This is a genomic window from Kiloniella sp., from assembly GCF_965205715.1.
In the GTDB taxonomy this organism is placed as follows: domain Bacteria; phylum Pseudomonadota; class Alphaproteobacteria; order Kiloniellales; family Kiloniellaceae; genus Kiloniella.
In genome coordinates this window covers 1,911,119-1,935,125 of record NZ_CBDBHW010000014.1, presented here as the reverse complement: position 1 = coordinate 1,935,125, position 24,007 = coordinate 1,911,119, and the positions used below count along the sequence as shown (strand labels likewise).

21 protein-coding genes are annotated in these 24,007 nt (G+C 46.6%); 15 read left to right on the top strand and 6 right to left on the bottom strand.

What is annotated here, in order from left to right:
* Window positions 1-285: 285 nt before the first annotated feature.
* From ACOGW3_RS26385 to ACOGW3_RS26345, 9 genes are all read left to right on the top strand, one after another.
* Window positions 286-1,221 (top strand): histone deacetylase family protein, encoded by a 936-nt coding sequence (locus ACOGW3_RS26385; protein WP_419905647.1) that lies wholly within the window; start codon window positions 286-288, stop codon window positions 1,219-1,221.
* Window positions 1,222-1,318: 97 nt separating this feature from the next.
* On the top strand, window positions 1,319-1,612 hold the full coding sequence (locus ACOGW3_RS26380) for an exodeoxyribonuclease VII small subunit (RefSeq protein ID WP_419905646.1): 294 nt from the start codon (window positions 1,319-1,321) through the stop codon (window positions 1,610-1,612).
* A gap of 24 nt (window positions 1,613-1,636) precedes the next feature.
* Window positions 1,637-2,524 (top strand): polyprenyl synthetase family protein, encoded by an 888-nt coding sequence (locus tag ACOGW3_RS26375; protein ID WP_419905645.1) that lies wholly within the window; start codon window positions 1,637-1,639, stop codon window positions 2,522-2,524.
* 175 nt (window positions 2,525-2,699) lie between these two features.
* Complete coding sequence (dxs, locus tag ACOGW3_RS26370) at window positions 2,700-4,637, top strand: 1-deoxy-D-xylulose-5-phosphate synthase (protein ID WP_419905644.1); 1,938 nt, start codon at window positions 2,700-2,702, stop codon at window positions 4,635-4,637.
* A 119-nt stretch (window positions 4,638-4,756) separates the two neighbouring features.
* Window positions 4,757-5,191: an IS200/IS605 family transposase gene (tnpA, locus tag ACOGW3_RS26365; RefSeq protein ID WP_419905643.1), complete on the top strand. Its 435-nt coding sequence runs from the start codon at window positions 4,757-4,759 to the stop codon at window positions 5,189-5,191.
* Between the two features lie 287 nt (window positions 5,192-5,478).
* Complete coding sequence (locus ACOGW3_RS26360) at window positions 5,479-6,903, top strand: MATE family efflux transporter (RefSeq protein WP_419905642.1); 1,425 nt, start codon at window positions 5,479-5,481, stop codon at window positions 6,901-6,903.
* 1 nt (window position 6,904) lies between these two features.
* Window positions 6,905-7,654 carry a TlyA family RNA methyltransferase gene (locus ACOGW3_RS26355; protein WP_419905641.1) on the top strand — a complete coding sequence of 250 codons (750 nt, stop codon included), beginning with the start codon at window positions 6,905-6,907 and terminating at the stop codon, window positions 7,652-7,654.
* Window positions 7,655-8,025: 371 nt separating this feature from the next.
* Entirely contained in the window at window positions 8,026-8,487 is a 462-nt protein-coding gene (locus ACOGW3_RS26350; protein WP_419905640.1) for a hypothetical protein, read from the top strand.
* Between the two features lie 4 nt (window positions 8,488-8,491).
* Window positions 8,492-9,379, top strand: coding sequence for a sensor histidine kinase (locus ACOGW3_RS26345; RefSeq protein ID WP_419905639.1), 888 nt, complete (start codon window positions 8,492-8,494; stop codon window positions 9,377-9,379).
* Between the two features lie 60 nt (window positions 9,380-9,439).
* On the opposite strand, the gene sppA is transcribed toward ACOGW3_RS26345, so the two are convergent.
* Complete coding sequence (gene sppA, locus ACOGW3_RS26340) at window positions 9,440-11,245, bottom strand: signal peptide peptidase SppA (protein WP_419905638.1); 1,806 nt, start codon at window positions 11,243-11,245, stop codon at window positions 9,440-9,442.
* Window positions 11,246-11,463: 218 nt separating this feature from the next.
* Between sppA and rlmD the strand changes: the two genes are divergently transcribed.
* Window positions 11,464-12,807: a 23S rRNA (uracil(1939)-C(5))-methyltransferase RlmD gene (gene rlmD / locus ACOGW3_RS26335; protein ID WP_419905637.1), complete on the top strand. Its 1,344-nt coding sequence runs from the start codon at window positions 11,464-11,466 to the stop codon at window positions 12,805-12,807.
* A 21-nt stretch (window positions 12,808-12,828) separates the two neighbouring features.
* On the opposite strand, the gene ACOGW3_RS26330 is transcribed toward rlmD, so the two are convergent.
* Window positions 12,829-13,467 carry an antibiotic biosynthesis monooxygenase family protein gene (locus tag ACOGW3_RS26330; RefSeq protein ID WP_419905636.1) on the bottom strand — a complete coding sequence of 213 codons (639 nt, stop codon included), beginning with the start codon at window positions 13,465-13,467 and terminating at the stop codon, window positions 12,829-12,831.
* A 148-nt stretch (window positions 13,468-13,615) separates the two neighbouring features.
* On the opposite strand from ACOGW3_RS26330, the gene hemH reads away from it, so the two are divergent.
* Complete coding sequence (hemH, locus tag ACOGW3_RS26325; RefSeq protein WP_419905635.1) at window positions 13,616-14,647, top strand: ferrochelatase; 1,032 nt, start codon at window positions 13,616-13,618, stop codon at window positions 14,645-14,647.
* Window positions 14,648-14,677: 30 nt separating this feature from the next.
* Window positions 14,678-15,202, top strand: coding sequence for an isochorismatase family protein (locus ACOGW3_RS26320; protein WP_419905634.1), 525 nt, complete (start codon window positions 14,678-14,680; stop codon window positions 15,200-15,202).
* 23 nt (window positions 15,203-15,225) lie between these two features.
* Here ACOGW3_RS26320 and ACOGW3_RS26315 read toward each other — a convergent pair whose 3' ends face one another.
* Window positions 15,226-17,361 (bottom strand): spermidine synthase, encoded by a 2,136-nt coding sequence (locus ACOGW3_RS26315; protein WP_419905633.1) that lies wholly within the window; start codon window positions 17,359-17,361, stop codon window positions 15,226-15,228.
* Between the two features lie 286 nt (window positions 17,362-17,647).
* Window positions 17,648-18,730 (bottom strand): chorismate synthase, encoded by a 1,083-nt coding sequence (gene aroC / locus ACOGW3_RS26310; protein WP_419905632.1) that lies wholly within the window; start codon window positions 18,728-18,730, stop codon window positions 17,648-17,650.
* A gap of 197 nt (window positions 18,731-18,927) precedes the next feature.
* Between aroC and ACOGW3_RS26305 the strand changes: the two genes are divergently transcribed.
* Window positions 18,928-20,160: an ISL3 family transposase gene (locus ACOGW3_RS26305; protein ID WP_419901077.1), complete on the top strand. Its 1,233-nt coding sequence runs from the start codon at window positions 18,928-18,930 to the stop codon at window positions 20,158-20,160.
* A gap of 30 nt (window positions 20,161-20,190) precedes the next feature.
* Here the strand turns inward: ACOGW3_RS26305 and fabI are convergent, their stop codons facing one another.
* Window positions 20,191-21,030, bottom strand: a complete 840-nt coding sequence (gene fabI, locus ACOGW3_RS26300) for an enoyl-ACP reductase FabI (RefSeq protein WP_419905631.1) — start codon at window positions 21,028-21,030, stop codon at window positions 20,191-20,193.
* A gap of 184 nt (window positions 21,031-21,214) precedes the next feature.
* On the opposite strand from fabI, the gene ACOGW3_RS26295 reads away from it, so the two are divergent.
* Both ACOGW3_RS26295 and ACOGW3_RS26290 read left to right on the top strand, forming a co-directional pair.
* Window positions 21,215-22,471, top strand: coding sequence for a YihY family inner membrane protein (locus ACOGW3_RS26295; protein ID WP_419905630.1), 1,257 nt, complete (start codon window positions 21,215-21,217; stop codon window positions 22,469-22,471).
* A 115-nt stretch (window positions 22,472-22,586) separates the two neighbouring features.
* The gene (locus ACOGW3_RS26290; RefSeq protein WP_419905629.1) at window positions 22,587-23,585 is read left to right on the top strand and encodes a questin oxidase family protein; all 999 of its coding nucleotides are present in this window, start codon (window positions 22,587-22,589) and stop codon (window positions 23,583-23,585) included.
* A gap of 65 nt (window positions 23,586-23,650) precedes the next feature.
* On the opposite strand, the gene ACOGW3_RS26285 is transcribed toward ACOGW3_RS26290, so the two are convergent.
* Entirely contained in the window at window positions 23,651-23,971 is a 321-nt protein-coding gene (locus ACOGW3_RS26285) for a hypothetical protein (RefSeq protein WP_419905628.1), read from the bottom strand.
* Window positions 23,972-24,007: the final 36 nt, after the last annotated feature.

The window sequence follows — 24,007 nt, the reverse complement described above, 5'->3', positions numbered from 1 at the left end:
ATTTTAATTTGGTGGCTAAAGCGTTGCTTGTGCCATCAGTAGTTCCATAGGAAGATTCACGGCACGGTTGTTTTCTACAACGCCGTTCTCTTTTTGTACTTTAGTAGAGGCAAAGGTAACCTGTAAAGGCTAACTCTTGATAACAAAACATAATGTTACTTTTTGTTCAGACAAGTCGGGTACTGAAGGTTAAACGAAAAAAATAAAGAAAACCGTCGGCAGATTGTAGAATTAATGACACAATTCAAAAAGTTGATGAATTTGAATTCAATCAGGAGGATATAAATGGCAACAGCGTTATTCAGTCACCCTGTAAGTCAGTTGCACGATCCTGGTTTACATCACCCTGAATCCCCCCGTCGTATAGAGGCAATCTTAAGGGCCTTAGCAGAGCCAGATTTTGACGGCTTGGACCGAAGGAGCTCTCCTCTTTTGGACGAAGAGAAGCTTCATTGGGTCCATAGCGAAGAACATATTCGTGAAGTTTTTCGAGCTATTCCTGATACAGGTTATGTCGCCATAGATGGAGACACTGTTGTCTGTAAGGATTCAGGCGAAGCGGCTCTACGCGCCGCTGGCGGTATCTGTGCTGCGGTGGATGCTGTAATAAACAAGGATGTCGACAATGCCTTTTGCCTGAGCCGTCCACCCGGCCATCACGCGGAACGACACAAAGCAATGGGATTTTGCCTTTTTTGCAACCCTGCGATTGGCGCCTATCAAGCGCGTAATGAACATGGCCTGCAAAAAATCGCTGTGATCGATTTTGATGTCCACCACGGAAACGGTACCCAGGATATTCTTTGGGATGACCCAAATATGTTTTATGCCTCAACCCATGAATCACCCCTATTCCCCGGAACAGGGAGTGCTGGAGAATTGGGGGTCGCCGGAAATATATTAAATACACCACTGCCTAATGGCGCTGGGTCATTTGAGTTTAGAAAGGCAATGGAAGATAGAGTATTTCCCGGCGTAAAAAACTTTGCCCCAGAACTGATCATTGTTTCAGCTGGTTTTGATGCGCACCGGGAAGATCCTTTAGCTTCAATTAATCTGGAAGATGAAGATTTTGGCTGGGTAAGCAGGAGAATTGTTGAATTGGCGGGGGAACTTTGTGATGGACGCCTCGTTTCAATATTGGAGGGGGGATATAATACAGAGGCTTTATCCCGCTCGGTTTCACTGCACGTGAAGGCGATGATGAATGCTGTGGATTAATATTATGGCACCAACCTGCTGACAAAGCCTTGTCTGCACTATATTGACAACGTAAAGTGCCGCTGAAATTAAATCTCGAATTTCCATGGGAGTTTCCATGACGGAAAATTCACAAAACTCAGAAAATCAGATGGGTGAAAATCAAATGGGTGAAAACACCGACGACATTCAAACGATGAGTTTCGAAGCAGCCCTTGCTGAGTTGAAAATGATTGTGGAGCGTCTGGAACAAGGTGAAGGTAAACTTGACGAAGCCATTGGCGCCTATGACCGAGGGGCCAAACTTAAAGCTCATTGTGAGACTAAGCTTCGTGAAGCCCAGGAAAAGGTTGAAAAAATCACCATGGGGCCTGATGGGCAGCCTCGTACGGAACCTTTTGATGTGGCGTAAAGCCTCCTGGCGGAGATGTCTTTAATGCAGGACATTAAACAAGCCCTTACGTTACGTGCCGATGCTGTAGAAGCTCGACTAGACGAGTTACTCCCTCTCGTTTCATCCCCGGAAGGTGAAGTCGTCGAAGCCATGCGTTATAGCGCTCTGGGTGGAGGGAAACGGTTACGACCATTTCTGGTTATGGAGACTGCAGCGCTTTTTGACGTAGAGGAAAATTACGCACTACAGGTCGCAGCTGCTCTGGAAATGGTACACTGTTACAGCCTGGTACATGACGATCTACCGGCTATGGACGATAGTGATTTAAGGCGAGGGCGTCTGACAGTTCATAAGAAATGGGATGATGCCACTGCGATACTTGCCGGAGACGGCCTTTTGACTGAAGCCTTCGGCGTTCTGGCAGATCCAAAATCTCATCCCGATGCTGATGTGCGTCTCAAATTGATCTCCGGTCTTTCACTGGCGGCGGGTTCCGCAGGCATGGTGGGGGGACAGATGATCGATTTGTCTCCAAACCGCTCTAACCTGGATCTCACAGGGATTACACGCTTACAGGATTTGAAAACGGGTGCCTTGATCCGCTATGCTTGTGAGGCCGGTGCTATCTTGGGGAAGGCTTCTCCTGAAGAGTTCAAAGCACTTAGTCTTTATGCTGAAGATATTGGGCTGGCGTTTCAGATTGTGGACGATCTGCTCGATCACGAATCAACACCAGAGGAAACAGGCAAGCCTACAGGAGTAGATTCTGACGCTGGAAAAGCGACCTTTGTCGGGCAGCTTGGTCTAAAAGAAGCGAGAAGCAAAGCAGAGAAATTAATACTCTCGGCTAAATCTAGACTTGATATTTTCGCAGGAAAGGCGCAGTTACTTCGCGATACAGCCACATTTGTATTAGAACGTAGATCCTAAGATATCTACTCTAGTGTTTAAAAATGGGTTTACGGATCTATTAACGGTTTCTGTGGAAAAATTAACCTGACCAGGATTATACTTTGATACTGGTTGCCGAGGGACCTGGAAATATCTCATGCCTTGTCTGGTTTAACTGGCAGGGCAAATTGAGAAAAAAGTGATGGAGAGACGGGTGAGTCAGTACGGTCATAATCGCCAGACCCCTCTGCTGGACACAGTAAAAAATCCTGCAGATCTACGCACATTGGACGAAAGCCAATTACCACAATTGGCGGAAGAAGTTCGCCTGGATATGGTCAATGCTGTATCGCGTACTGGTGGACATCTGGGTGCTGGGTTAGGCGTGGTTGAGCTAACCGTTGCTATTCATCACGTGTTTAATACACCAGACGATAAACTTATCTGGGATGTTGGCCACCAATGTTATCCCCATAAAATTCTCACCGAACGCCGTGAACAATTTAGTACCATTCGCCAGGGCGGCGGCTTATCTGGCTTTACGACCCGCAAAGAAAGCATCTACGATCCGTTTGGGGCCGCACACAGTTCCACATCGATTTCTGCCGGGCTTGGGTATGCAGTTGCCCGTGATCTCGCTGGAAAAACAAATAATGTGATCTCTGTGATCGGTGATGGTTCCATGACTGCGGGCATGGCTTACGAAGCTATGAACAATGCTGGTGCCATGAATTCCAGACTGATTGTGATCCTTAACGATAACGATATGTCGATCGCCCCGCCTGTTGGGGCTTTGAGCGCTTATCTTTCTCGTTTGATTTCAGCCAAGCCTTATCAGTCTATGCGCCATTTGGCGAAAGAGATCATCAGTAAATTTCCTCCCCGTTTGGAAACCGCAGCAAAACGCGCAGAAGAATACGCGCGAGGCTTTTTTACAGGTGGAACTTTATTTGAAGAACTTGGATTTTTCTATATTGGCCCGATTGATGGCCATGATTTTTCCCATCTTCTTCCGGTTTTAAAAAATGTTCGTGATTGCGGATTTGATGGCCCGGTTCTTATTCATGCTGTTACCCAAAAAGGGAAAGGCTATGAACCTGCTGAACAGGCTGCTGATAAATACCACGGCGTTTCAAAATTTGATGTGGTCAGCGGAAAACAGCAGAAAACACCTCCAAAGGCACCTCTCTATCAGAACGTCTTTGCCAAGGCTTTAATTGCTGAAGCGAAACACGATGAAAAAATCGTTGCAATGACAGCTGCTATGCCTTCAGGCACAGGTATCAACTTGTTCGAAGAAGAGTTTCCTGACAGAACTTTTGATGTCGGGATCGCAGAACAACATGGGGTGACTTTCTGTGCTGGTATGGCCTGCGACGGCTATAAACCCTATGCCACGATCTATTCAACTTTTTTACAGCGTGCTTACGACCAAGTTGTTCATGATGTCGCTATTCAAAGCCTGCCTGTTCGTTTCATTATTGATCGTGCCGGGATGGTTGGTGCAGATGGGGTGACCCATCAGGGGAGTTATGATCTCGCCTATCTTGGATGTATTCCGGATATGGTTATTATGGCACCTTCGGATGAGCTTGAGTTAATGCACATGGTCGCAACTTCAGCTGTCATTGATGACAAACCAAGTGCCATTCGCTTTCCGAGAGGGGAATCAACCGGGAAGGTTGAACTCCCAGAACGCGGGAGCGTGTTGGAAATTGGTAAGGGACGTATTATACGTAAAGGCAAGCATGTTGCCATTCTTGCCCTTGGTACCCGCTTGGAAGATTGTCTCAAAGCTGCGGATAAATTAGCAGCTCACGGCTTTAGTTCAACTGTTGCCGACGCCCGTTTTGCAAAGCCGCTAGATGCTGATCTCGTTCGTTCTCTCGCAAAAAATCATGACGTGTTCCTCACTGTTGAGGAAGGCTCTATTGGCGGATTTTCTTCTCTGGTGTCCAATTTATTGGCCAATGAGGGGCTGTTCGATAAGGGACTTAAATTCCGTCCCGTTTGTATGCCTGATATCTTTATCGATCATGACACCCCGTCTAAACAGCTAGAGCAAGCAGGGTTGGACGTCGAAGGGATCTTTACTAAGGCCATGTCAGCTCTTGGTAAATCGGTTGTGGAAACGTCCTCTTCGATTGCGTAAACCCGCTTTAATTTAATCCGGTAAACCCCCGGCTATGCCGGGGGACTCTCAATGGTTTGACCGTTCCCACGGTCTTACATTTCTTTGTTTATTGACCAAAATAACAAAGGAATTAGCCGATGAGAGATTACAAAAGCCTTGCACATACGAGATGTGATTGTAAATACCACGTGGTTTTCATCCCTAAACGCAGGCAAAAAGTTATCTATGGCAACCTACGTCAGTATCTTGGTGAAATTTTCCATGAACTGGCCGGGCATCGCGAAAGTAAGATTGAGGAGGGCCATTTGATGCCGGATCACATTCACATGTGTATCAGCATACCGCCCAAACATGCTGTTTCAAAAGTCGTTGGATACCTAAAAGGAAAAAGCGCGATTGCCATAGCTCGAAAATTCAAAAATAAAGCACGGAATTTCAAGGGTGAAAATTTTTGGGCCCGTGGATATTTCGTCTCAACTGTAGGGCTCGATGAACAGATGGTGAGGGAGTATATCAGAACGCAAGAAGAGCGTGATAAGTACTTTGACCAAATGGATATATTCAATCCATAACCGCTTTAGCGGTTCCCAATTTGCCCCTTTAAGGGGCTCACCCGCTTAAGCCCCCGGCTTTGCCGGGGGTCATTTAACTTCCTCGTCTGGTTAATCAGGTCGTCAACAAGAGTTTATGCCTTAATAGCCTGTGCAATATTCACGATATTTCTAAAAGCTCTATACAACCCTGTTGCAACTCGCTAGGGTGAATTTCAAGTTACAAATTTGCTAGCCCCGAAAGGGAGACGACGAACAACCTATTTTGGCTGCGTGCGTCAGTAAATTTCTCATTTAGGATCAGTTTTATGTCAACCGGACTGTCAACGGACAGGGCTATTGTGGCCCCTGACCAGTCTTTGCCGCCCTCCGTTTTGTGGGGAGAGGAAATTAAAGCCAGCTTTAATCTTGCCTGGCCGCTTGTTGTTGCCCAGGTGGCACAAATGGCTCTCTTTACAACAGATGTTATTATGATGGGGTGGCTTGGGCCCAAGTTTCTTGCTGCGGGCACTCTTGCAACAAGTCTTATGAGCCCTTTTTTACTTTTTGGTATTGGCTTGATTACCGCCGTGGCCCCCATGATGGCACAGGCTATTGGGGCGCGGGACTTTAAGTCTGTACGCCGAACGACACGCCAGGGGTTTTGGGTTTCTATCGTGGTTGCGGCTCTGCTCGTCGGGTTGATTTGGAATGCTGAAATAATCTTTTTGGTTCTCGGTCAGACGCCTGAAAATGCGTCAATGGCGCAAGGGTACATCCGTTTTGCCGCCTGGAACTTCTTCCCAGCATTTCTTTTTTTGGTTTTACGGTGTTTGCTTTCCGCGCACGGAAAAACATCAGTGGTATTATACATAACAATTGTTGGCATTTTTGTGAATGCGGCCGGTAATTATGCGCTGATGTTCGGTAACTGGGGCTTCCCGCGTCTTGAATTGGCGGGGGCCGGGATCAGCACAACTTTTGTAAATCTGGTCATGTTTTTACTGATTTTGGCTTATATTTTATTTCATCGACGGTACAAAAGGTACGCAATCCTTGTCCGTTTGTGGAAACCGGATTGGTCGCGATTTAAGGAAATTTTTCGCATTGGACTTCCTATCGGGTGCACCTTAACAGCTGAAACCGGGCTCTTTGCCGCCGCAACAATTTTGATGGGGTGGTTGGGGACTGATGAATTGGCTGCCCATGCCATAGCTCTGCAATGTGCTTCAATCGCCTTTATGGTGCCCTTGGGAATAAGTCAGGCGGCGACAATTCGGGTTGGACTTGCTATGGGACAGAAAAATTCCGACGGAATAAAAAGAGCTGGTTGGGTATCGATCTTCATGGGGACCGGATTTATGGTGACCACTTGCCTGGCATTTTGGTTGATGCCAACACTGTTGGTCAGCTTCTATCTCGACCCAGCTTTAGCGGAAAACCAGGTGTCTCTAAAGCTGGCTGTTTCCTATCTCGCTGTTGCTGCATTGTTCCAGTTGGTCGATGGGTGCCAAGTTGTTACAGCCGGAGCTCTGCGTGGTCTCAGTGATACCAAAGTTCCAATGTTTTTAGCCATATTTGGGTATTGGGCTCTCGGGCTTCCAATTTCTTATGTTGGCGGCTTTGTCCTTGAGGGCGGAGGCCAGGGTATCTGGTTAGGGCTTGCGGCAGGGTTGTCTTTTGTGGCAGTTGTCTTTGTTGTACGCTTCACAATTCGTGAACGCTTGGGTCTGATTAATTACAAGAGTATTTGACGTGGCAAAGGTCGGGAAGAAAAGAGCAGATCAGCTCCTTGTTGATCGTGGGTTGGTTGAAAGCAGAACCAAAGCACAAGCTCGAATTATGGCTGGGCAAGTTTACAGTGATACCAAACGGATCGATAAACCCGGCCAGCCTTTGCCTGAAGATGCGCAATTGACTGTAAAAGGCGAAGATCATCCCTGGGTTAGTCGGGGAGGTCTCAAGCTGGAAAAAGGATTGAAGACCTTTGATATCAATCCGACAGATAAGGTCTGCATGGATGTCGGTGCTTCAACCGGTGGCTTTACTGATGTCCTCCTGACCAATGGAGCCCGTAAGGTTTATGCGGTCGATGTTGGCCATGGACAGTTGGCGTGGAAAATTCGCAAGGATGAACGTGTTGTCGTGATGGAGCGTACAAACGCGCGCCATCTTACTTCTGAGGTTGTTCCGGAAACGATCGACATGATTGTTTGTGATGCAAGCTTTATTGGTTTGGAAACTGTTTTGCCCGCACCCATGGCCCTGGCTGGAGCAGGTGCTTTGATGATTGCTTTGATCAAACCTCAATTTGAGGTTGGTAAAGGAAGGGTGGGTAAGGGAGGCGTTGTCCGGGAACCTGAACTCCATCAAGAAGTCTGCGACCGGATTGAAAAGTGGCTTTCTGAGGAGACTGACTGGGCTGTACTTGGTATAACGGAAAGCCCAATAAAAGGGCCCGAAGGGAATATTGAGTTCTTAATTGCAGCCAGGAAGTTTATATAATCAATACTAACTGAAAGTAATAACTTAGTAATATCTCGTTTATTGCCTGTTAACCCCCTCCCTGTATCTTATTAGTAGAAATAATAAAAAGAGTATCGACCAATTTTCGGTAGTGGTTAGGTTGTTGATTCTAAATCTCAATATAACCAACCTTAAAACATATTAAAGTTAAGGCCGTGAAAATGGGGTGGTACCAGGTTGGTTGCCGGGGGATAAGGACCTTATGGTGTGAGGTGCAAGTTACTGGTGTTCGCATAAAAGTATTGTGAAAATAGATAGGTCACCAGATCATAATGGTCTTTAAATCTGTCCGTACAAAGCTATTGATAATCTGTACTCTGTCAGTTCTTGTGACAGGGCTCGCTCCTTTCTTGTTTTTCGAAGTACGATTTTTTCAGCTCGAAGAAAGCCGTATTGCACAACGTGCCTTGGATGTTGCGAACAAGGTATCTGTGCCTTTGTCACGTTCTCTCTGGGATTACGACGAGAAAACAGTTCTACTGGTTCTGGAAACATTGATGAGGGACCCCGATCTTGTTCGGGTTCGGATAATTTTACCTGACGATGCGGGAGAGTTTTATCCTTCGAGCGATCTCAATGCAGATAATTTCAAGTTAACAGATATTGATTTTATTCGCGTTCCTCTGACCTATACCGTTTTTGATAACGATGAAATCCTAGGGCATTTAGAGGTTGGTTATACTACGGAACGTGCTTTCACTGATGTTTGGACCCGGATCTTTGTTGATGCCCTGATCTTTCTCGTCATTCTGATGACATTGGGGGGGGGGCGCAGCGATTGCTATCAATCGAGCCGTGGGGCGCCCTCTTAAGCTATTGTCTAATTCTATTGAAGAAATGGCGACACAGAAAAAACCTGTTCTCGTAAAGTGGCGTTCCGATGATGAACTTGGCCAAACGGTTGAGGCCTATAACAATATGCTGATTACGATCGAACAGCATGAGCGGGCTTTGACGGAATCAAAAGAAACAGCAGAAATTGCCAACCGTGCCAAGACGTCCTTTCTTGCGAATATGAGCCATGAATTACGAACTCCATTAAACGCGATTATTGGGTTTTCAGAAATATTGATGAAAGAAAAAGATTACAAGGTTGATCAAGATAAGCGCGAAGAATACCTGGGTTATATTTTTGAAGCCGGTTCAAACTTGATGACCATGGTGTCGGATATTCAACAAATTTCCCGCTTGGAATCTGCCGAGGCTGGAATACAAGATGAAGAACTCGATGTTACCGATGAAGTGCTTGGTTGTGCACGTGCTTTGGAGCTGAGAGCGGCGGATCGTGGTGTCGTTGTTGAGTGTTCAATGCAAGAGGACCTTCCCTATTTACGCAGCAATGCTCAGGGATTTAAACAGATTGTCGTTAACCTCCTCAGCAATGCCATTCATTTTACCCCGCGAGATGGTCAGGTCGATGTGTCAGCATTGTATGATGAGTATCATGGTTTGAGTATCCGGTTTTCGGATACCGGGATTGGGATAAAGAAAGAAGATTTGCCTTTTGTAACGGATCCCTTTTGGAAGTCTACAGAAGGCGGGGAAGAGCGCAGCGGCTTGGGCTTAAGCATTGTTAAGGCCATTACCGAGCGCAATAAAGGTACCCTTTCCATAGAAAGTGAACTCGGGAAAGGGACTTCGGTGACGATTAACTTCCCAACAGAACGTCTGGTCGAGAGATCACAGCTACTTAAAGAAGGTTGAGCTATCTGAGGTCCCAGTAGAAAGGGCCTCACAATTACCAAGTTATTATTTTTCCAGTTATTAATTCCCTAGAGGTTTTATCCCTGAATTTAACACGGAAACTCGAGGGTCCTGTGTCGCCTGTTCTATGCCTTGCAACATTGGGGAAGCAATTTTTAATAGGCTTTTGAGGGATTTTAAAACAGCGGGATCGCTGAGGATCATTGGTCCGCCCATTGCATTTTCCAAAAGTTCTTCAAGGGGATCGCGTGGTGTCGGGAAAACTACCAATTCATGGGCGATGTCATCGTGGATCATTGCGGCTTCTCGAGCCACTTGTACCGCTTCACGGAAGCCCCCGAGTTGATCAATCAAGCCGTTCTCTTTGGCTTGAAGCCCACTCCAGATTTGCCCTTTGGCAATAGTATGAATTTCTTGCTGAGTTCTACCTCGTCCTTCGCCTACCTTAACCGTGAAGTCTTCATAGATACGGTCGAGGGAGCCTTGTAGTCGTTCCCAGCCTTCATTAGTAAACGCTTTATTGGCACTGTAGAGATCGGCATTGTCACCAGCCTTCACACCATCCCAGTTTACGCCGACCTTATCCCACAAGCCACTTAAGACCATCTTGCCGCCAGCTACACCGATGGAACCAGTGATCGTCACGGGGTTTGCCAAAATTTTATGAGCAGGGGCCGAGACAAAATACCCGCCAGATGCCGCGACTTCACCCATAGAGATGATCACGGGTTTACCGACTTCTTTAGCCCGGACAACCTCACGCCACATAACATCTGATGCAACATAAGATCCACCAGGGCTATCTATGCGAAGGAGGATTGCTTCGATAGTGGGGTCATCAATGGCATCCGAAATTGCCCGGGCAATAGTGTCGGAGCCCATGCTCATGCCACCACCAAAGAATGGGTCTCCCTGGCTATCTCCCAGGTGAATTTCACCCATGCCGTAAATCAAAGCGATGCGTGAAGCGTCTTCTGGAACTTCAGGTTCTGTGCTAAAGGCGTAGTCAGCAATATTTACAAATTCTCGATCTTCGACCAAGGCTTCGCTACGCACCTCATCCCAGTAACCAATACGGTCGACAAGATCCGTATCAATCGCTTCAACCGCACTTAGTGGGGAGCGGTTCATCAAGCTACCAATTTCACCTGGTTTCTCTCGACTAATTGAAATTTCTTTTTCAATTTGAGCAAAGATTGAATCTAGTACGCCTTGGGTGTTCTGGCGCACCGGTTCAGGCATGCTATCGCTGGTGAACATATTCATAACACCTTTGAATTCATGACGCTGGCTGAATTGGGGGAGAACGCCAATTTCATCAAGAACGGGGCGTAGATATGGGCTTTCCATACTGAATCCGGAAATATCAAGATCGCCAGAAGGTTGGATCCAAACAGTCTCGGCCGCACTCGCTAAATAGTAGTGCAGGGTTCCATGCCCGGCTTCGCCATAGGTCTCAGCAAAGGAAGCGCTCCACTTTCCAGTTTTTGCAAAATCCTTAATCGCCCGACGGAGTTCTTGAGCTTGCGCAAGGCCCAAAGGACCGCGCCCAGCACGGACCAATACCCCTTTGACACGGGGATCTTTTTGGGCGCGATAAAGCGCCTCGATTGCATCATGTAAAGGAATGCCTGGTTGAAATGAATTACTCAGGTAGGATGTTTTATAGGGCCCTTCCCAGATCCCTTGGGATAGATCGATGGTCAGGATGATTTCTGAAGGTAGGTTTTGATTGTCGACAGTTTTGCCCAGATCATCCGCATTGTTAATTGCCACACCGACAAGGACAGTGATTAAGATGACGAGCAGACCAAGTGCCGCAAAAAGGCCGATAATACCTTTAAAGAGAAATCGAAAAAATGACATGACCCAAAAGATCCAAAAGTTATCAGAATAATCTTAGGGTGTAAGATGATGATCCCGTGGCTTTTTTGCAAGCTTGGGATGAGTTTTGTATCCATTTATTCCAGAGGTTGAGTTAATTTGTCAGACCTATTGATTGCGGCTTTTTGAAAAGCTGCTAAATTGGCGCAAAATTACCAGGGAAAAGACTGGTACAATCATAAAATTAGGTGTCAGGAAATATGCGACGTAAAGCACGCCGAGGCGGCGGTAAACAGATCGAACTAGAGATCAAAACTCTCGGTGCGCGCGGCGATGGTGTCGGTGATCATGATGGAAAACCCGTCTTTGTTCCCATGACCATGCCGGGGGATCGCTTGCTTGTGAAACTGGTCGGTGAACGATCTGGTGGCTTGAAAGCAGAAATCCTCGAGTTACAAGAGCAGGTCTCTGACCATGTTGATCCTCCTTGCCAGCATTTTGGTCCTTGTGGAGGTTGTACAGTTCAACACGTAGCGCCTGAGTATTATCAACGCTGGAAAAGAGATATTGTTATCCAAGCGTTACGTCGCAAAGGGTTCAGCGGCGGTGAAGTTGCCGACCTGGTTCAAATCGAAGCAGGAACACGTCGGCGCGCTGTATTCGCGGCCGAAGCCCGGGGTAAAAAGATTAGCCTCGGATTTCATGAACGTGAAAGTCATAAGGTCATTGATGTCGTCGATTGTAAAATACTGACATCAAGTCTTGGCAAAATCCTCCCACCGATGCGAGAACTCCTGAAGATCCTATTGGGCCCGGATCAATCCAAAGCTGACATCACGATTATTGATTCCACTGCAGGTCTTGATGTTCTTGTTGTAACTGACGCTAAATTGACTCTCGAAAGTCGAGAGGCCATCACAGTCTTTGCTGAAGCCAATAATATTGCTCGTTTTGCCTGGAGTTGGCCAAAGGGGGAACCCGAACCGGTTGCGATTAGAGACAAACCGATACAGTTGTTTGGTGGTATTCCTGTTCTCCCACCAGAGGGTTCTTTTTTACAGCCAAGTCAAGAAGGTCAAGATACCCTTACCAAGTTGGTTCTGGATTATTTGCCTGAGGACGTTGAGACGGTAGCTGATTTGTTTTCGGGCTGTGGCACTTTCACATTTCCTTTATCCCAAAAAGCCCATGTTCATGCCATTGAAGGGAATGAGCACGCCATTGCCGCTTTGACCTCTGCTTCCAGGCGTAATGATACTGATCATAAAATAACGACTGATTGTCGGGATCTTGTCAAAGACCCTGTGACGGCAGATGAATTACTTGGTGGAGATTGTGTTGTTCTTGATCCCCCGAGAACAGGGGCGAAAGAACAATGTTATGAGTTGGCGCAATCAGACATCGGAACGATTATCTATGTGTCCTGTAACCCAACCACCTTTGCCCGGGATGCGAAAATTTTGGTCGAAAGTGGGTACATTTTGAAAGAAGTTACCCCAGTCGATCAGTTTATCTGGAGTGGTCATCTCGAAATTGTCGCTTGTTTTGAGGCAATGGGTTATGAAGATGATGATTTTGACGATCAGGATGAACAACCGGAATAGGTTGTTTATTCGGCTAGATTATTAGTTCTGGGGCGCGCTATTAATTCGGGATAGATGGTCCTCCAACACTGTCATCGGGACCTCTATCTGTTTGCTCAAAAGGGCTGATCGCATAACTTCTTTTTCTGCTTCAGTCACGACCGGATGTGCAAAGGCATGATCTCGCATTTCCTTGCTGGGCCATATGGCATAGGCCACCCAATGCGCATCGGATGCAAGGTGTAACCTGGACCCTTGAACATCGTACTTTGATCTGAGTTCCAGTGTAACCCTGTGCCATATTTCCTTGAAAGGATTTATGACATCAGGATTGATCATCCAGTGGTAAAAACTCGCAAAAACATTGGGATCTTTTTCAGGGATGGGAAGAAGGAGATCGTCTGTAACGACAAGTTTCATCTCAGGGTGGCGACGTTTTGTACAATCCCTCATTTTCATAATCTGATCTTGATGAGGAATGCCCGAGGCAAAGGCTTCCGCGCGATGTTCAAGACTATCCCATAAGGCATAAGCAAGATAGCTTCCATCATCCGATTTATGTAATCGTGAGCCGCTAGAGCCTTCTTTTTCTTTCAGACAAAGAGTAACGTCTTTCCACGCAGATACAAAATCTTCCTCTGCGGATGGCTTTAAATCCCATTGATATATAATGGCATGCATGAGGCATATTAGCACAATTGCCTGAATTTTAAAACTCCGGGCTTTGCATGAAATTGCTTTGGCCCTATATTTCTGAAGAACGATTGGCGAGTGGTATTTATAGACAATGAGCCATATCCATTTGATTTAATGCCCTTTTGAGAGATCTATGACAATTCAAGCTCTTCCCAGTGATCATCCTAAATTTCCACCCTCCAAGGTTGGCGTCTTACTGATAAATTTAGGGACTCCGGATGGTACTGACTATTGGTCGATGCGGCGTTATTTAAGCGAATTCCTGAGTGACCAAAGAGTGATCGAAGCACCGAAGTGGCTCTGGCAACTTATTCTACAGGGGGTTATTTTGACGACCCGCCCGAATAAAAGTGGTGAGGCCTATAAAGAAATCTGGAATAAGGAAAAAGATGAATCCCCGCTTAGAACTATCACCAGGGATCAGGCCGAAAAACTTCAGGAAAAGTTGTCTGTGGTGTATCCCGATGTCATCGTCGATTGGGGGTGGCGCTATGGAAATCCAGGGGTGAAGGGCCGTATAGAAGCCTTGCAAAAGCAAGGCTGTGAGCGCATTTTGCTGTTTGCACTGTACCCACAATATTCTGCGACTACGACGGCAACCGCCTATGACAAGTGTTTTGATGCGCTTAAGAATTTGCGTTGGCAACCAGCTGTTCGTTGCGTACCTGCCTATCACGATGAGCCCGTTTATATCGATGCCTTGGCAAAATCTGTGGAAGAGGGAATTGCCAAGCTGTCGTGGCAACCAGACGTGACGATTGCGTCATTCCACGGCCTGCCAGTGGAATATCATGAAAAGGGGGATCCTTATTATTGCCACTGTGCTAAAACCACACGCCTGCTTCGCGATCGCCTTGGCCTAACGGAAGAGACTTTGAAGTTGTGCTTTCAATCTTTGTTTGGCCCCAAAGAATGGCTCAAACCCTATACGCAGCCAACAGTCGAAGAAATGGCTCGAAATGGGGTGAAAAACCTGGTTATCCTCACGCCAGGGTTTTCTGTAGATTGCGTCGAAACCCTCGAAGAAATAGATATCGGTGTTCGCGAAGCATTCCTAGAAAACGGGGGTGAAAACTTCGCTTTTATCCCTTGTCTCAACGCGGACCAAGGTGGCATGGACGTTATCGAACAAGTGACTCTTCGGGAGCTCCAAGGCTGGATTTGATAGCCTTATGTTTCTGGGAGATAAATATCAATGAAGGTTCTCCTTATTATCGATTTCCAGCGTGCTGTAGCGATCGAGCCTAAAGCACATGATTTTGAAAATGTCCGTGCGGTTCTGGTTACGGCTGTAATAAAAGCTCGCTCGCAAAATATCCCCGTAATTTTTGTCCAACACCAGGAGGACAAATCTCCTTTTGCCAAGGGGGGCGAGGGCTGGAAGCTGTTTGAAGATCTGTCTCCTCAGCTTGGGGATTATCTGGTCGCCAAGGAATCCTGTGACAGTTTCCGCCAGACAGAGTTGGAACAAATACTGGCCAAACTCGGTGCCGATACTTTGATTATTGGTGGTTATGCGACCGAGTTTTGTATTGATACCTCTGTTCGGGCTGCTGCCAGTCGTGGCTACAAAACGATTGTCCTCAAGGACGGGCATACCACCCGTGATCGGGACCATCTGTTGGCGGAAGATATTAAACGGCACCACAACTGGGTTTGGCCAACCATGACAAACCCAGAGCATGAAATCCAATTGCTCAATATAGATGAGTGTTTTTAGGGCAGCAGTTTCTGTCTAACCAATTATTTCAAAGTCGAAAGCACATGTGAATAATCATCGGTCCAAACTTTGATATCGGGATCGATGGTAAGTCTTCGCCAGGAGTTTTTCTTTTCACTGCTATCAGGTAGAGGGATGGGCAGGACCTGATCGAGTAACGTTTCACTTCTTGCAAGAGCTACCCAGGAGGTGGAGAGGTGGTAGGGTTTATCGATCGTGGGATCTTTACCCCTAACGTAGTGATAGACCCTTGCTTTTAAGCCTGATGCTCCGGCTGTTGCTGCGATCACCTGCTCCAGATCAAAATACCGGTTTGATATGTGGAGTATGATAATGCCGTCGTCCTGTATCTTGTCTCGATAGAGATCAAAGGCCTCTTTGGTCAGAAGATGTATTGGGATTGAATCAGAGGAGAAGGCATCGGCAATCAAGAGATCAAACTCTTTTTCTTTTACTTCCTTAAGCGAAAGCCGTGCATCACCAATGATGACGTCTTTTAGCGGTCCGCATTCACTTAGGAATGTGAACTGCGACGGATCACGCGCAAGTCTTTCAACCAGGGGATCAATTTCATAGAATGTCCATTCCTGACCGGGGCTTTGATAACAAAGTGCTGTACCGGTTCCGAGCCCGATAGCGCCGATGTTTTTTGGTCGTAGATTATTTTCTTCAAAGGCATTCATCAAAATACCCAGACCACCCTGAAGGTGGTAATAGCTTACAAGCTCTATAGAATCTTTGAATTGAATACCATGGACGGTGGTACCGTGTGTTGCGATCCGGACCTTTTGATCAATCTCACTATCGCTCGGTCCTTTTTGTACGGTGTAAACACCAAAAAAGCTTCGTTCGTTAAAGAAGTGTTTTTTAGATAAATCACCGAACTGCCCACTGATAATCACGGCAGCTACAATGCTCAGAGAAAACCGTATCGGGCGCCCAATCCCTTCTACCAGGAGCAGGATAATAAGTGTGCTTGCAATGACTGTAATTAGCTTAACGATTACGGTCGTATCCGTTTGTACCTGATCGACGATCCAGGAAAGTCCCAATATCGTGAGGGGGAGTAATATATCGGCGGCAACAGATTGAGATTTCTTACCTAGAAGCCTGTTAATGATGGATATTGCTGGTTTATCCATTTTAGGCATAAGGAGTGCCGCAAAGATCAAAAGCAGGGCATATTCATAAATGTTGTTGAATATTGTTGGGGCTACGATCCCGACAAAGATCCCGCCGAGGACGCCCCCGAAAGACATGGCAATATAAAAATTGGTTAAAAATGAGGCGCGGGGACGTAACGATGCAAGCTTGCTATGGCAATAAAGGGCAATAAAGAAAAAGCAAAACAGGCTCCCGGCAATAAACATCAAAATAGTGTTTGTCCCGGGTGTTGAGATCGTCACTACCGCGACGGCAATAAGAAGATAGGGCGCTATTTTCGATACCGCACTGTGCGAAATAATCGGATTTCTGGAAAAAACGATCACGAAAGTAAGTAAGTATAGCCCTAAAGGGATCACCCAGAGTAAGGGGATAGCTAAGAGATCTGTGGTTATTTTGTTGGTAATGCTCAGGAGAAGAGCTGAGGGAACCAGGGCGAGGAATATCCAGTGGGCATAGTTAGATATACTCGGGGCCTTTGCTTCGCCTAAGACGGTTGCTTGCTCTGTGTTGCTTGCGAGAGGGGAGGCGTTTATTTTAAGGAAAAGACCACAAAATAATATCAGGCCCAATAGGGTGATAAATCCTCCAGACCAAAGGACGCCCTGTGTCACGAGGCCAAATTGGATTTCGATATAAAGCGGGTAAGCAGCCAAGGCCGCGATAGACCCGACATTACTGGCAGCGTACAAAAAGTAGGGGTCGTGGGCATGTGTGTCTCTGGTCGTGCTAAACCAACTTTGCAGGAGAGGAGCATTGGCTGAAACAATGAAGAATGGCAATCCTATGGAGGACATAAATAACCACAATAGCCAGACAGTTGGCCAATTTTCAGAGGGTGTATCGATGCTATTTGAAATGGCTATTGGCAAGAAGATGAGGGCCATGACCATAATCAGAAGGTGGATAATGATCTGAGTAAGCAGAGAAAATTTTGTGGTTAGTAAGTGCGCGTATATATAACCAGCCAGCAGCATTGCTTGAAAAAAAATCATAGCTGTATTCCAAACCGCAGGCGTCCCCCCGAGTAGGGGTAAGGCAAGTTTGGTGAACATTGGTTGGATTAAAAAGAGCAGAAAAGCACTTACGCAGAGAGTGACCACAAATAAATAACGATAGAGTGTGGTCCCCATTCTGGGGGAACTGCGCGCTGTTGAACTGGTGTTGTTTTCTATTGGCATCAATATATCCAAACCCTGGTCAAGGTTTGGATGATATTGATTACTCCTTAAGACCGATTTAATGCTCGATTAAAGGATAAGCAAAATACGTTCTTAAATTTTATCTGTTCTGAGCTTTATGGCGTAACCAATGATCGGCAAGTGTAAGTGCCATCATCGCTTCGCCTACGGGCACACCACGGATACCGACGCAGGGGTCATGACGCCCCTTGGTGAAGATTTCCGTCTCTTCTCCGTCGGTGGTCACCGTTTTACGGGTTTGCAAAATAGAGCTGGTCGGTTTTATCGCAAAACGGACAACAACGTCTTGTCCTGTTGAAATCCCTCCGAGAATTCCTCCGGCATGGTTGCTGGTGAAATGTGGTTTACCATCGACCATCCGGATTTCATCGGCGTTTTCTTCTCCGCTGTAGGCCGCGGTATCAAAGCCGTCGCCGATCTCGACACCCTTGACGGCGTTGATTGACATCATGGCTTTGGCCAGATCTGAATCGAGCTTGTCATAAACCGGATCGCCAAGCCCGACAGGAACGTTACTGGCGACAATTTCAATGACAGCCCCGAGGGAGGAGCCCGCTTTACGCGCTGAATCGAGATAGGTTTCCCATTCCTTTGCTGCAACAGGATCTGGGCACCAGAAAGGGTTGTTGTTTACCTCGTTCCAGTCCAGGCGAGAGCGGTCAATTTTGTGCGGCCCCATTTGGACAAGGCCGCCTTTGATTTGCACACCGCCCTCAATCTGTGTGTCGAGGATTTTGCGGGCAATGGCACCCGCAGCGACACGCATTGCAGTTTCTCGGGCCGATGAGCGCCCGCCGCCACGATAATCCCGGATGCCATATTTTTCCCAATAGGTGTAATCGGCATGACCCGGGCGGAATTTTTTGGCAATGTCGCCATAGTCTTTGGAGCGTTGATCGGTGTTCTCTATCAATAAACCGATAGGTGTCCCGGTGGTTTTACCCTCGAAAACACCTGATACAATTTTGACCAGATCGGCCTCTTGGCGCTGGGTTGTAAAACGGTTTTGTCCAGGTTTACGCGCATCCAGATAGATCTGAATTTCTTCTTCGGTAATATCAATGAGCGGGGGCGTTCCATCGACAACACAGCCTATGGATGGTCCGTGGCTTTCGCCCCAGGTCGTAAAACGGAAAATTTCACCAAAAGTATTACCAGCCATAGTGCTCTCGCAGCATTTAGAATTATCGTAAAAAAGGGAGCGGCAGCTCAGCCGCGCTCCCCCGTATTATATATCTCAATAAATTGAGATATTGTCTTTATGGGCTCTTCTCCGCTTTGTTGAGTAGAAAAAGATGCCGACCGCCAAGTAACCTGTTGATATGTATGGTTTCTGATAACTTTACATAGAGCAGGTATATGACAATCAACATCTCGCAGCATATTTTAGGCCTCAAAGGGCAACGTGTAAATGAAATTAAACTGGATGACGGCGGTGTTAAGATTGTCATTCACTGCAGCCGAGACGCGCGTAGGAGGGCTATAGACCCTGCTACAGGCCAGAAGGGAAGCATCAACCAGCATGTCCGCCGACAAGTAAACGACATCCCCCTTTTTGGGTATCCTTGTGTGGTCGAGATTGAGCTGGCGCAGGTTTATATTAACAAGGGCGAACGCCGCATTGAGGGGTGTGATTTTGTTGATAAAGGGTGCCGTTTCACTCACCGATTTTGCCGACTGATCAGTGGATTATGTCGGCATATGTCTATTCAAGCGGTTTCCAGACATTTGGATATACGATGGGAAACGGTCAAGAATATCGACAGGGCATACCTTATTGAAACTCTCCCTACGCTTGATCCTGCAGAGCTAACTGGCTTGGAATATATTGGTGTAGATGAAGTTGCCCGGGCGAAAGGTCATGACTACATGACGGTGGTCTACGATATGGTTGGCGGTCATCTGATCTGGGTTGAAGCAGGCCGAACTGCCGAGGTTTTTTCAAGGTTTTTGAAACAACTGCAACCAGATACAGCCTGCAAAATAAAGGCCGTAGCGATGGATATGGGGCCTGCCTACCAAAAGGCTGTCAGAGAGTCCTTGCCGTTGGCCGACATAGTATTTGACCGTTTCCACGTCATGAAAAACTACAGCAAAGCTATCCATAATCAGCGTCGACTTGAGTTCAGAAAGGCCGATCCAAGTGGTAAAGAGTTGATGAAAGGGACACATTATCTGTTGCTCAAAAATGCGGATAAGTTGAGTGAAAAACAAAGTGACAAGCTGCAAAGGTTGCTGGAGAGCAATAGCAACCTGAATGCACTTTACGTCTTGAAAGAACAGCTTCAGCTGCTGTGGAGTGCCGCTTCATTTGAGGCGATGGCGGAGCAACTGGAACGTTGGTGCCTGATAGCAGATCAGTCACAGATGCTCTATCTAAAAAAGTTCGCGAAATCCCTACGGAAACATTGTGTGGGCATCTGCAACTACGCCAAACACAAGCTCACAAGCGCCAGGATAGAGGCTGGTAATGTCAGTATAGGAATGATCCGTAAGCGAGCCAGAGGCATCAAGGATACCGAATACTTCAAACTCAAAATTAGACAATCATCCATTCCAGATAATCAATCTATGCTCTATTTGAAATCCTAAATCTACTCAACAAAGCGGAGAAGTGCCTCTTTATGATTGCGGTTTAAAGTTAGCCAACAATTCAGAAAGTTCCGGTGCTTTATCAACGTTCATCATACCGACAACGTGATATCCGGAATCCACGTGGTGAATTTCGCCAGTAACACCGCCGGACATATCAGAGAGCAGGTAAAGACCAGCACCACCGACTTGTTCGATGCTAACGTTACGTTGCATAGGAGAGTTAAGTTCATTCCATTTCAGAATATGACGGAAATCGCCGATACCTGATGCAGCCAGTGTTTTGATCGGGCCAGCAGAGATCGCATTAACGCGAATGTTGTCCGGGCCCAGGTCATCAGCCAGATATTTAACAGAGGCTTCGAGAGCAGCTTTGGCCACACCCATAACATTATAATGCGGCATTACCTGCTCAGCACCGTAATAGGTAAGGGTGACGAGGCTTCCGCCTTCTTTCATCAACGGTGCCGCGTGTTGTGCGATTGATGTGAAAGAGTAACAGGAAATATCGAGGCTCTGCAGGAAGTTTTCGCGGCTTGTATTAAGATACTTGCCTTTGAGCTCTTCCTTATCAGCATAAGCAATCGCGTGAACGAGGAAGTCGAGCTTGCCCCACTTTTCTTCGATTTCGCGGAAGGTTGCTTCAACGCTGGCATCGTCGGTGACATCACATTGTAGAAGAATGTCTGATCCAACAGATTCTGCAAGCGGCGCAACGCGCTTTTTCAGGGCATCGCCCTGGTAAGTGAAAGCAAGTTCAGCGCCCTGGTCAGCAACCGCTTTTGCGATCCCCCAGGCGATAGAGCGGTCGTTGGCAACGCCCATTACTAGGCCGCGTTTTCCAGCCATCAACGGTTGTGGGTTGGACATAAGGTTCCTCGCTGTGAGATTGTCCTAAAAAATAAGGTGCAGCATCCTACAACATTGCCGGGATTGGTCAAAGAATTGGCGACGTGTAGTGTGCATTTTTGACTTTTTAGCTGGGAATTTCCCTTTCTGCCAGCGATAGTTAAGACTAAATGCGAAAATGGGTTAAAATTGGGGGCAACTTTAGATGGTAGATTCGACTTTTAAGCGATTTTTGGTGCAAATCAGGAGAATCGCTAAAAAACAGAATCTGAAAAATGGCCTTCGTTTTGTTGGCTATGTATTTAAGCGATTTGGTCGGGACCGGGGAACGCGGGTTGCCGCGTCTTTGAGCTACTCATCTCTTCTCGCAATTGTACCAATGATGACAATTGCATTGGCGCTGATGTCGGCTTTTCCTGGGTTTCAAGATTCCAAAGGCGAAATACAGGCATCCCTGCTGAACAATCTACTTCCTTCAGCCGAGCTTGAAATCGCTGAGCAGCTCAATTCTTTTGTGGCCAACGCCAATAATATGACAGCGATTGGTATTGTGGCCTTGGCAGTCACAGCAATAATGTTGCTCTATACCATTTCAAATTCATTCAATACCATCTGGCGGGTGCAGGAGCGTCGCCCTATTTTTAATTTGATTCTTGTTTATTGGGCTCTTCTTACCTTGGGGCCATTGATGCTTGGCGCTTCTTTGACCTTATCAAGTTATGGTTTTGCTGTTGCCCAAATGGCAGATCAATCAGGGTATGTGAGTTCAGCTCTAACGGCTTTCATTCCAATTGGTCTCGGCTGTACCGCTTTCACCGTTCTTTTCTTGGTCGTCCCCAATCGCCCTGTTTTATTCTTTCATGCCCTTATTGGTGGTATGACAACCACCACTCTCTTTGAGATTCTTAAAAGCGGGTTTGGGCTTTATCTTCATTATTTTCCATCTTATCAAGCGATCTACGGTGCACTTGCCACGATCCCGATTTTTCTTATCTGGATGTATCTTTCCTGGATGGTTGTCTTACTCGGGGCGGAATTGACTGCTGCTCTCCCCGAGCGAAGAGCCATATTGCGGAAAGATATCAAACGCGAAGGTATCGGCGATCGCCTATCCCTTATCCTAGCCCTTTTACAAAAACTAGAAAAAGCGGGCAAAAATGGCGCGACTTTAAAAGAGACCATCATGATGAAGGGATTACCTGCCGACTTGCAGGCTACCGGGGAAGCATTAAATGGTCTGAAAGATATGCATATAACAGAGCGAACCGGGCGAGGGCGTTGGGTGCTATGCCGGGATTTAGCCACTGTTAGCCTCGGTGATCTTCTCCGTGAACTCGATTTGAATTACGCACCAAAAAGAAACTGGCCGGATGGCGTCGAGAGCGCGCTTAAAACTCTGGAAGATACGCCGATAGACATTCGTGATAAATCTCTGAAAGAGATTCTACAAAGCGTAGATTAACCCTGTTATTTACCCTAATTATTATTTAAAAATACATGTCGCGATAAAGTTGAAAATTTTAGTTTGAACTACTACTTTTTCTCTGTGGAATTAATCATTGGGAAAAGAGAACGTAATGACAGTTGATCATGCTGAGATTTATGCGCCTACATTTGGGCCTCAACAGTTTTCTAATCACTTTCCGATGGCTTCTTTTGCCCTCAAAAAGCTCGGAGCGGATGAAGAACTTATTGATAGATTTAATAAGGATAACCTTCCGCGATTGGACTTAAATGTAAGGTCCGATAATAGTCTGGTGATTACAAAAGATAATTTTGACCTCAATTTGGGTAAGGCTAAGGGCTATTTGGGATATCTAAAATATTTCCAGGACAAGGGGTGCCAGGGAAAAGAGCTCCCACGAATTGATGATTTAGCAAAAGGGGTCTCTGCAAGCGCTTTCCATGCTCTCATCCGCCTGGGATACGGCCTCGACGCCAATGATGCCTCGGAAATTGCTGCGGGGTTGGCTTATATGGCTGACACTTTGCTTATCGTTATTCCCGAAGAAAACCGATCAGCTGTTGTTTCAAAGGTAGGTGCGGGGGATCTCGGCAAGGAAATCGTAAGAAAACGACTTGCGGGTGAATTGGAAGTACTATCAAGCAAAGCAACAATATCTGGCCGAATGACTGTCACAGCTCAGGATAATGAGAGACAAAATATCATCTCAAGCGCATTTAATGCATCCGATCTCTCGCTTGATCAAGTTGCAAAAATAAGCTTGCAGGTCTTCCTGCACACCAACAACTTTACCGCCCTGCACGCCGTTACTGCGTCCCATGCGGCCAGATTGGTTTTGCCTTATGTTGGCGATCAAGAGACTTTTATTCGTGAGCTTTTTGCTGGAATTATCACCGCTGTTCTGACCATTCCAGGGGAGGATTTTAGGGCAGATGCATTCGGCCAGGAAGACCTACTTTCACAGGAGGTACTTTCGAAACAGGGGCGCGCTTCAACAGACAGTCATGACATCAAATTTGTCTATAGCTGTCTGGAAGAGTATCGCGAGTATGGGGAGAAACTATACTTAGCCGCAGCCGAGCTAAGGCTCAATGGATGGGGAAGGGTGTGAAAAGATATGAGAGACGCAGTGTTATGTCGCGCCTCTCTACTCTGACATTTAGGCTTGAGTAAACCTTATCCCTGGTTGCGAATGATGTCTTCCAGATCTTGACGAGCATCTGAGGGGAGGGACTGGATGGCTGTCGCTAAATGGCCGAGAAGTTTACGGAGGTTATATACCTGATCCATAGATCTGAGGATAATAGGCATCGCTTCGTAATTCGCGCCGATGTCGTGGATCAACTCGCGCAATAGTCTTACACGTGCTTCATCTTCGTCGTTGAAGATAAGTGTTCCATCTTCTTGTGTTGGCAAGACCCAGTTACTTTCGATCCAATCAGATAGTTCTGATCCGCTGACATCCAGATCGATGACAATATCGTCAAAGGTTTTCATGATAGTGGGTCCTCGTCATAAAGATGCCAGCGCAAA

Excerpts from the sequence above, each read along its gene's own strand:
- ACOGW3_RS26290 (WP_419905629.1), top strand. The coding sequence starts at position 22,587 with ATGACAGTTGATCATGCTGAGATTTATGCGCCTACATTTGGGCCTCAA.
- ACOGW3_RS26360 (WP_419905642.1), top strand. The coding sequence starts at position 5,479 with ATGTCAACCGGACTGTCAACGGACAGGGCTATTGTGGCCCCTGACCAG.
- ACOGW3_RS26380 (WP_419905646.1), top strand. The coding sequence starts at position 1,319 with ATGACGGAAAATTCACAAAACTCAGAAAATCAGATGGGTGAAAATCAA.
- aroC (WP_419905632.1), bottom strand. The coding sequence starts at position 18,730 with ATGGCTGGTAATACTTTTGGTGAAATTTTCCGTTTTACGACCTGGGGC.
- ACOGW3_RS26385 (WP_419905647.1), top strand. The coding sequence starts at position 286 with ATGGCAACAGCGTTATTCAGTCACCCTGTAAGTCAGTTGCACGATCCT.
- rlmD (WP_419905637.1), top strand. The coding sequence starts at position 11,464 with ATGCGACGTAAAGCACGCCGAGGCGGCGGTAAACAGATCGAACTAGAG.
- sppA (WP_419905638.1), bottom strand. The coding sequence starts at position 11,245 with ATGTCATTTTTTCGATTTCTCTTTAAAGGTATTATCGGCCTTTTTGCG.
- hemH (WP_419905635.1), top strand. The coding sequence starts at position 13,616 with ATGACAATTCAAGCTCTTCCCAGTGATCATCCTAAATTTCCACCCTCC.
- tnpA (WP_419905643.1), top strand. The coding sequence starts at position 4,757 with ATGAGAGATTACAAAAGCCTTGCACATACGAGATGTGATTGTAAATAC.
- ACOGW3_RS26330 (WP_419905636.1), bottom strand. The coding sequence starts at position 13,467 with ATGCATGCCATTATATATCAATGGGATTTAAAGCCATCCGCAGAGGAA.
- ACOGW3_RS26375 (WP_419905645.1), top strand. The coding sequence starts at position 1,637 with ATGCAGGACATTAAACAAGCCCTTACGTTACGTGCCGATGCTGTAGAA.
- ACOGW3_RS26315 (WP_419905633.1), bottom strand. The coding sequence starts at position 17,361 with ATGATTTTTTTTCAAGCAATGCTGCTGGCTGGTTATATATACGCGCAC.
- fabI (WP_419905631.1), bottom strand. The coding sequence starts at position 21,030 with ATGTCCAACCCACAACCGTTGATGGCTGGAAAACGCGGCCTAGTAATG.
- ACOGW3_RS26320 (WP_419905634.1), top strand. The coding sequence starts at position 14,678 with ATGAAGGTTCTCCTTATTATCGATTTCCAGCGTGCTGTAGCGATCGAG.
- ACOGW3_RS26285 (WP_419905628.1), bottom strand. The coding sequence starts at position 23,971 with ATGAAAACCTTTGACGATATTGTCATCGATCTGGATGTCAGCGGATCA.
- ACOGW3_RS26305 (WP_419901077.1), top strand. The coding sequence starts at position 18,928 with ATGACAATCAACATCTCGCAGCATATTTTAGGCCTCAAAGGGCAACGT.
- ACOGW3_RS26295 (WP_419905630.1), top strand. The coding sequence starts at position 21,215 with ATGGTAGATTCGACTTTTAAGCGATTTTTGGTGCAAATCAGGAGAATC.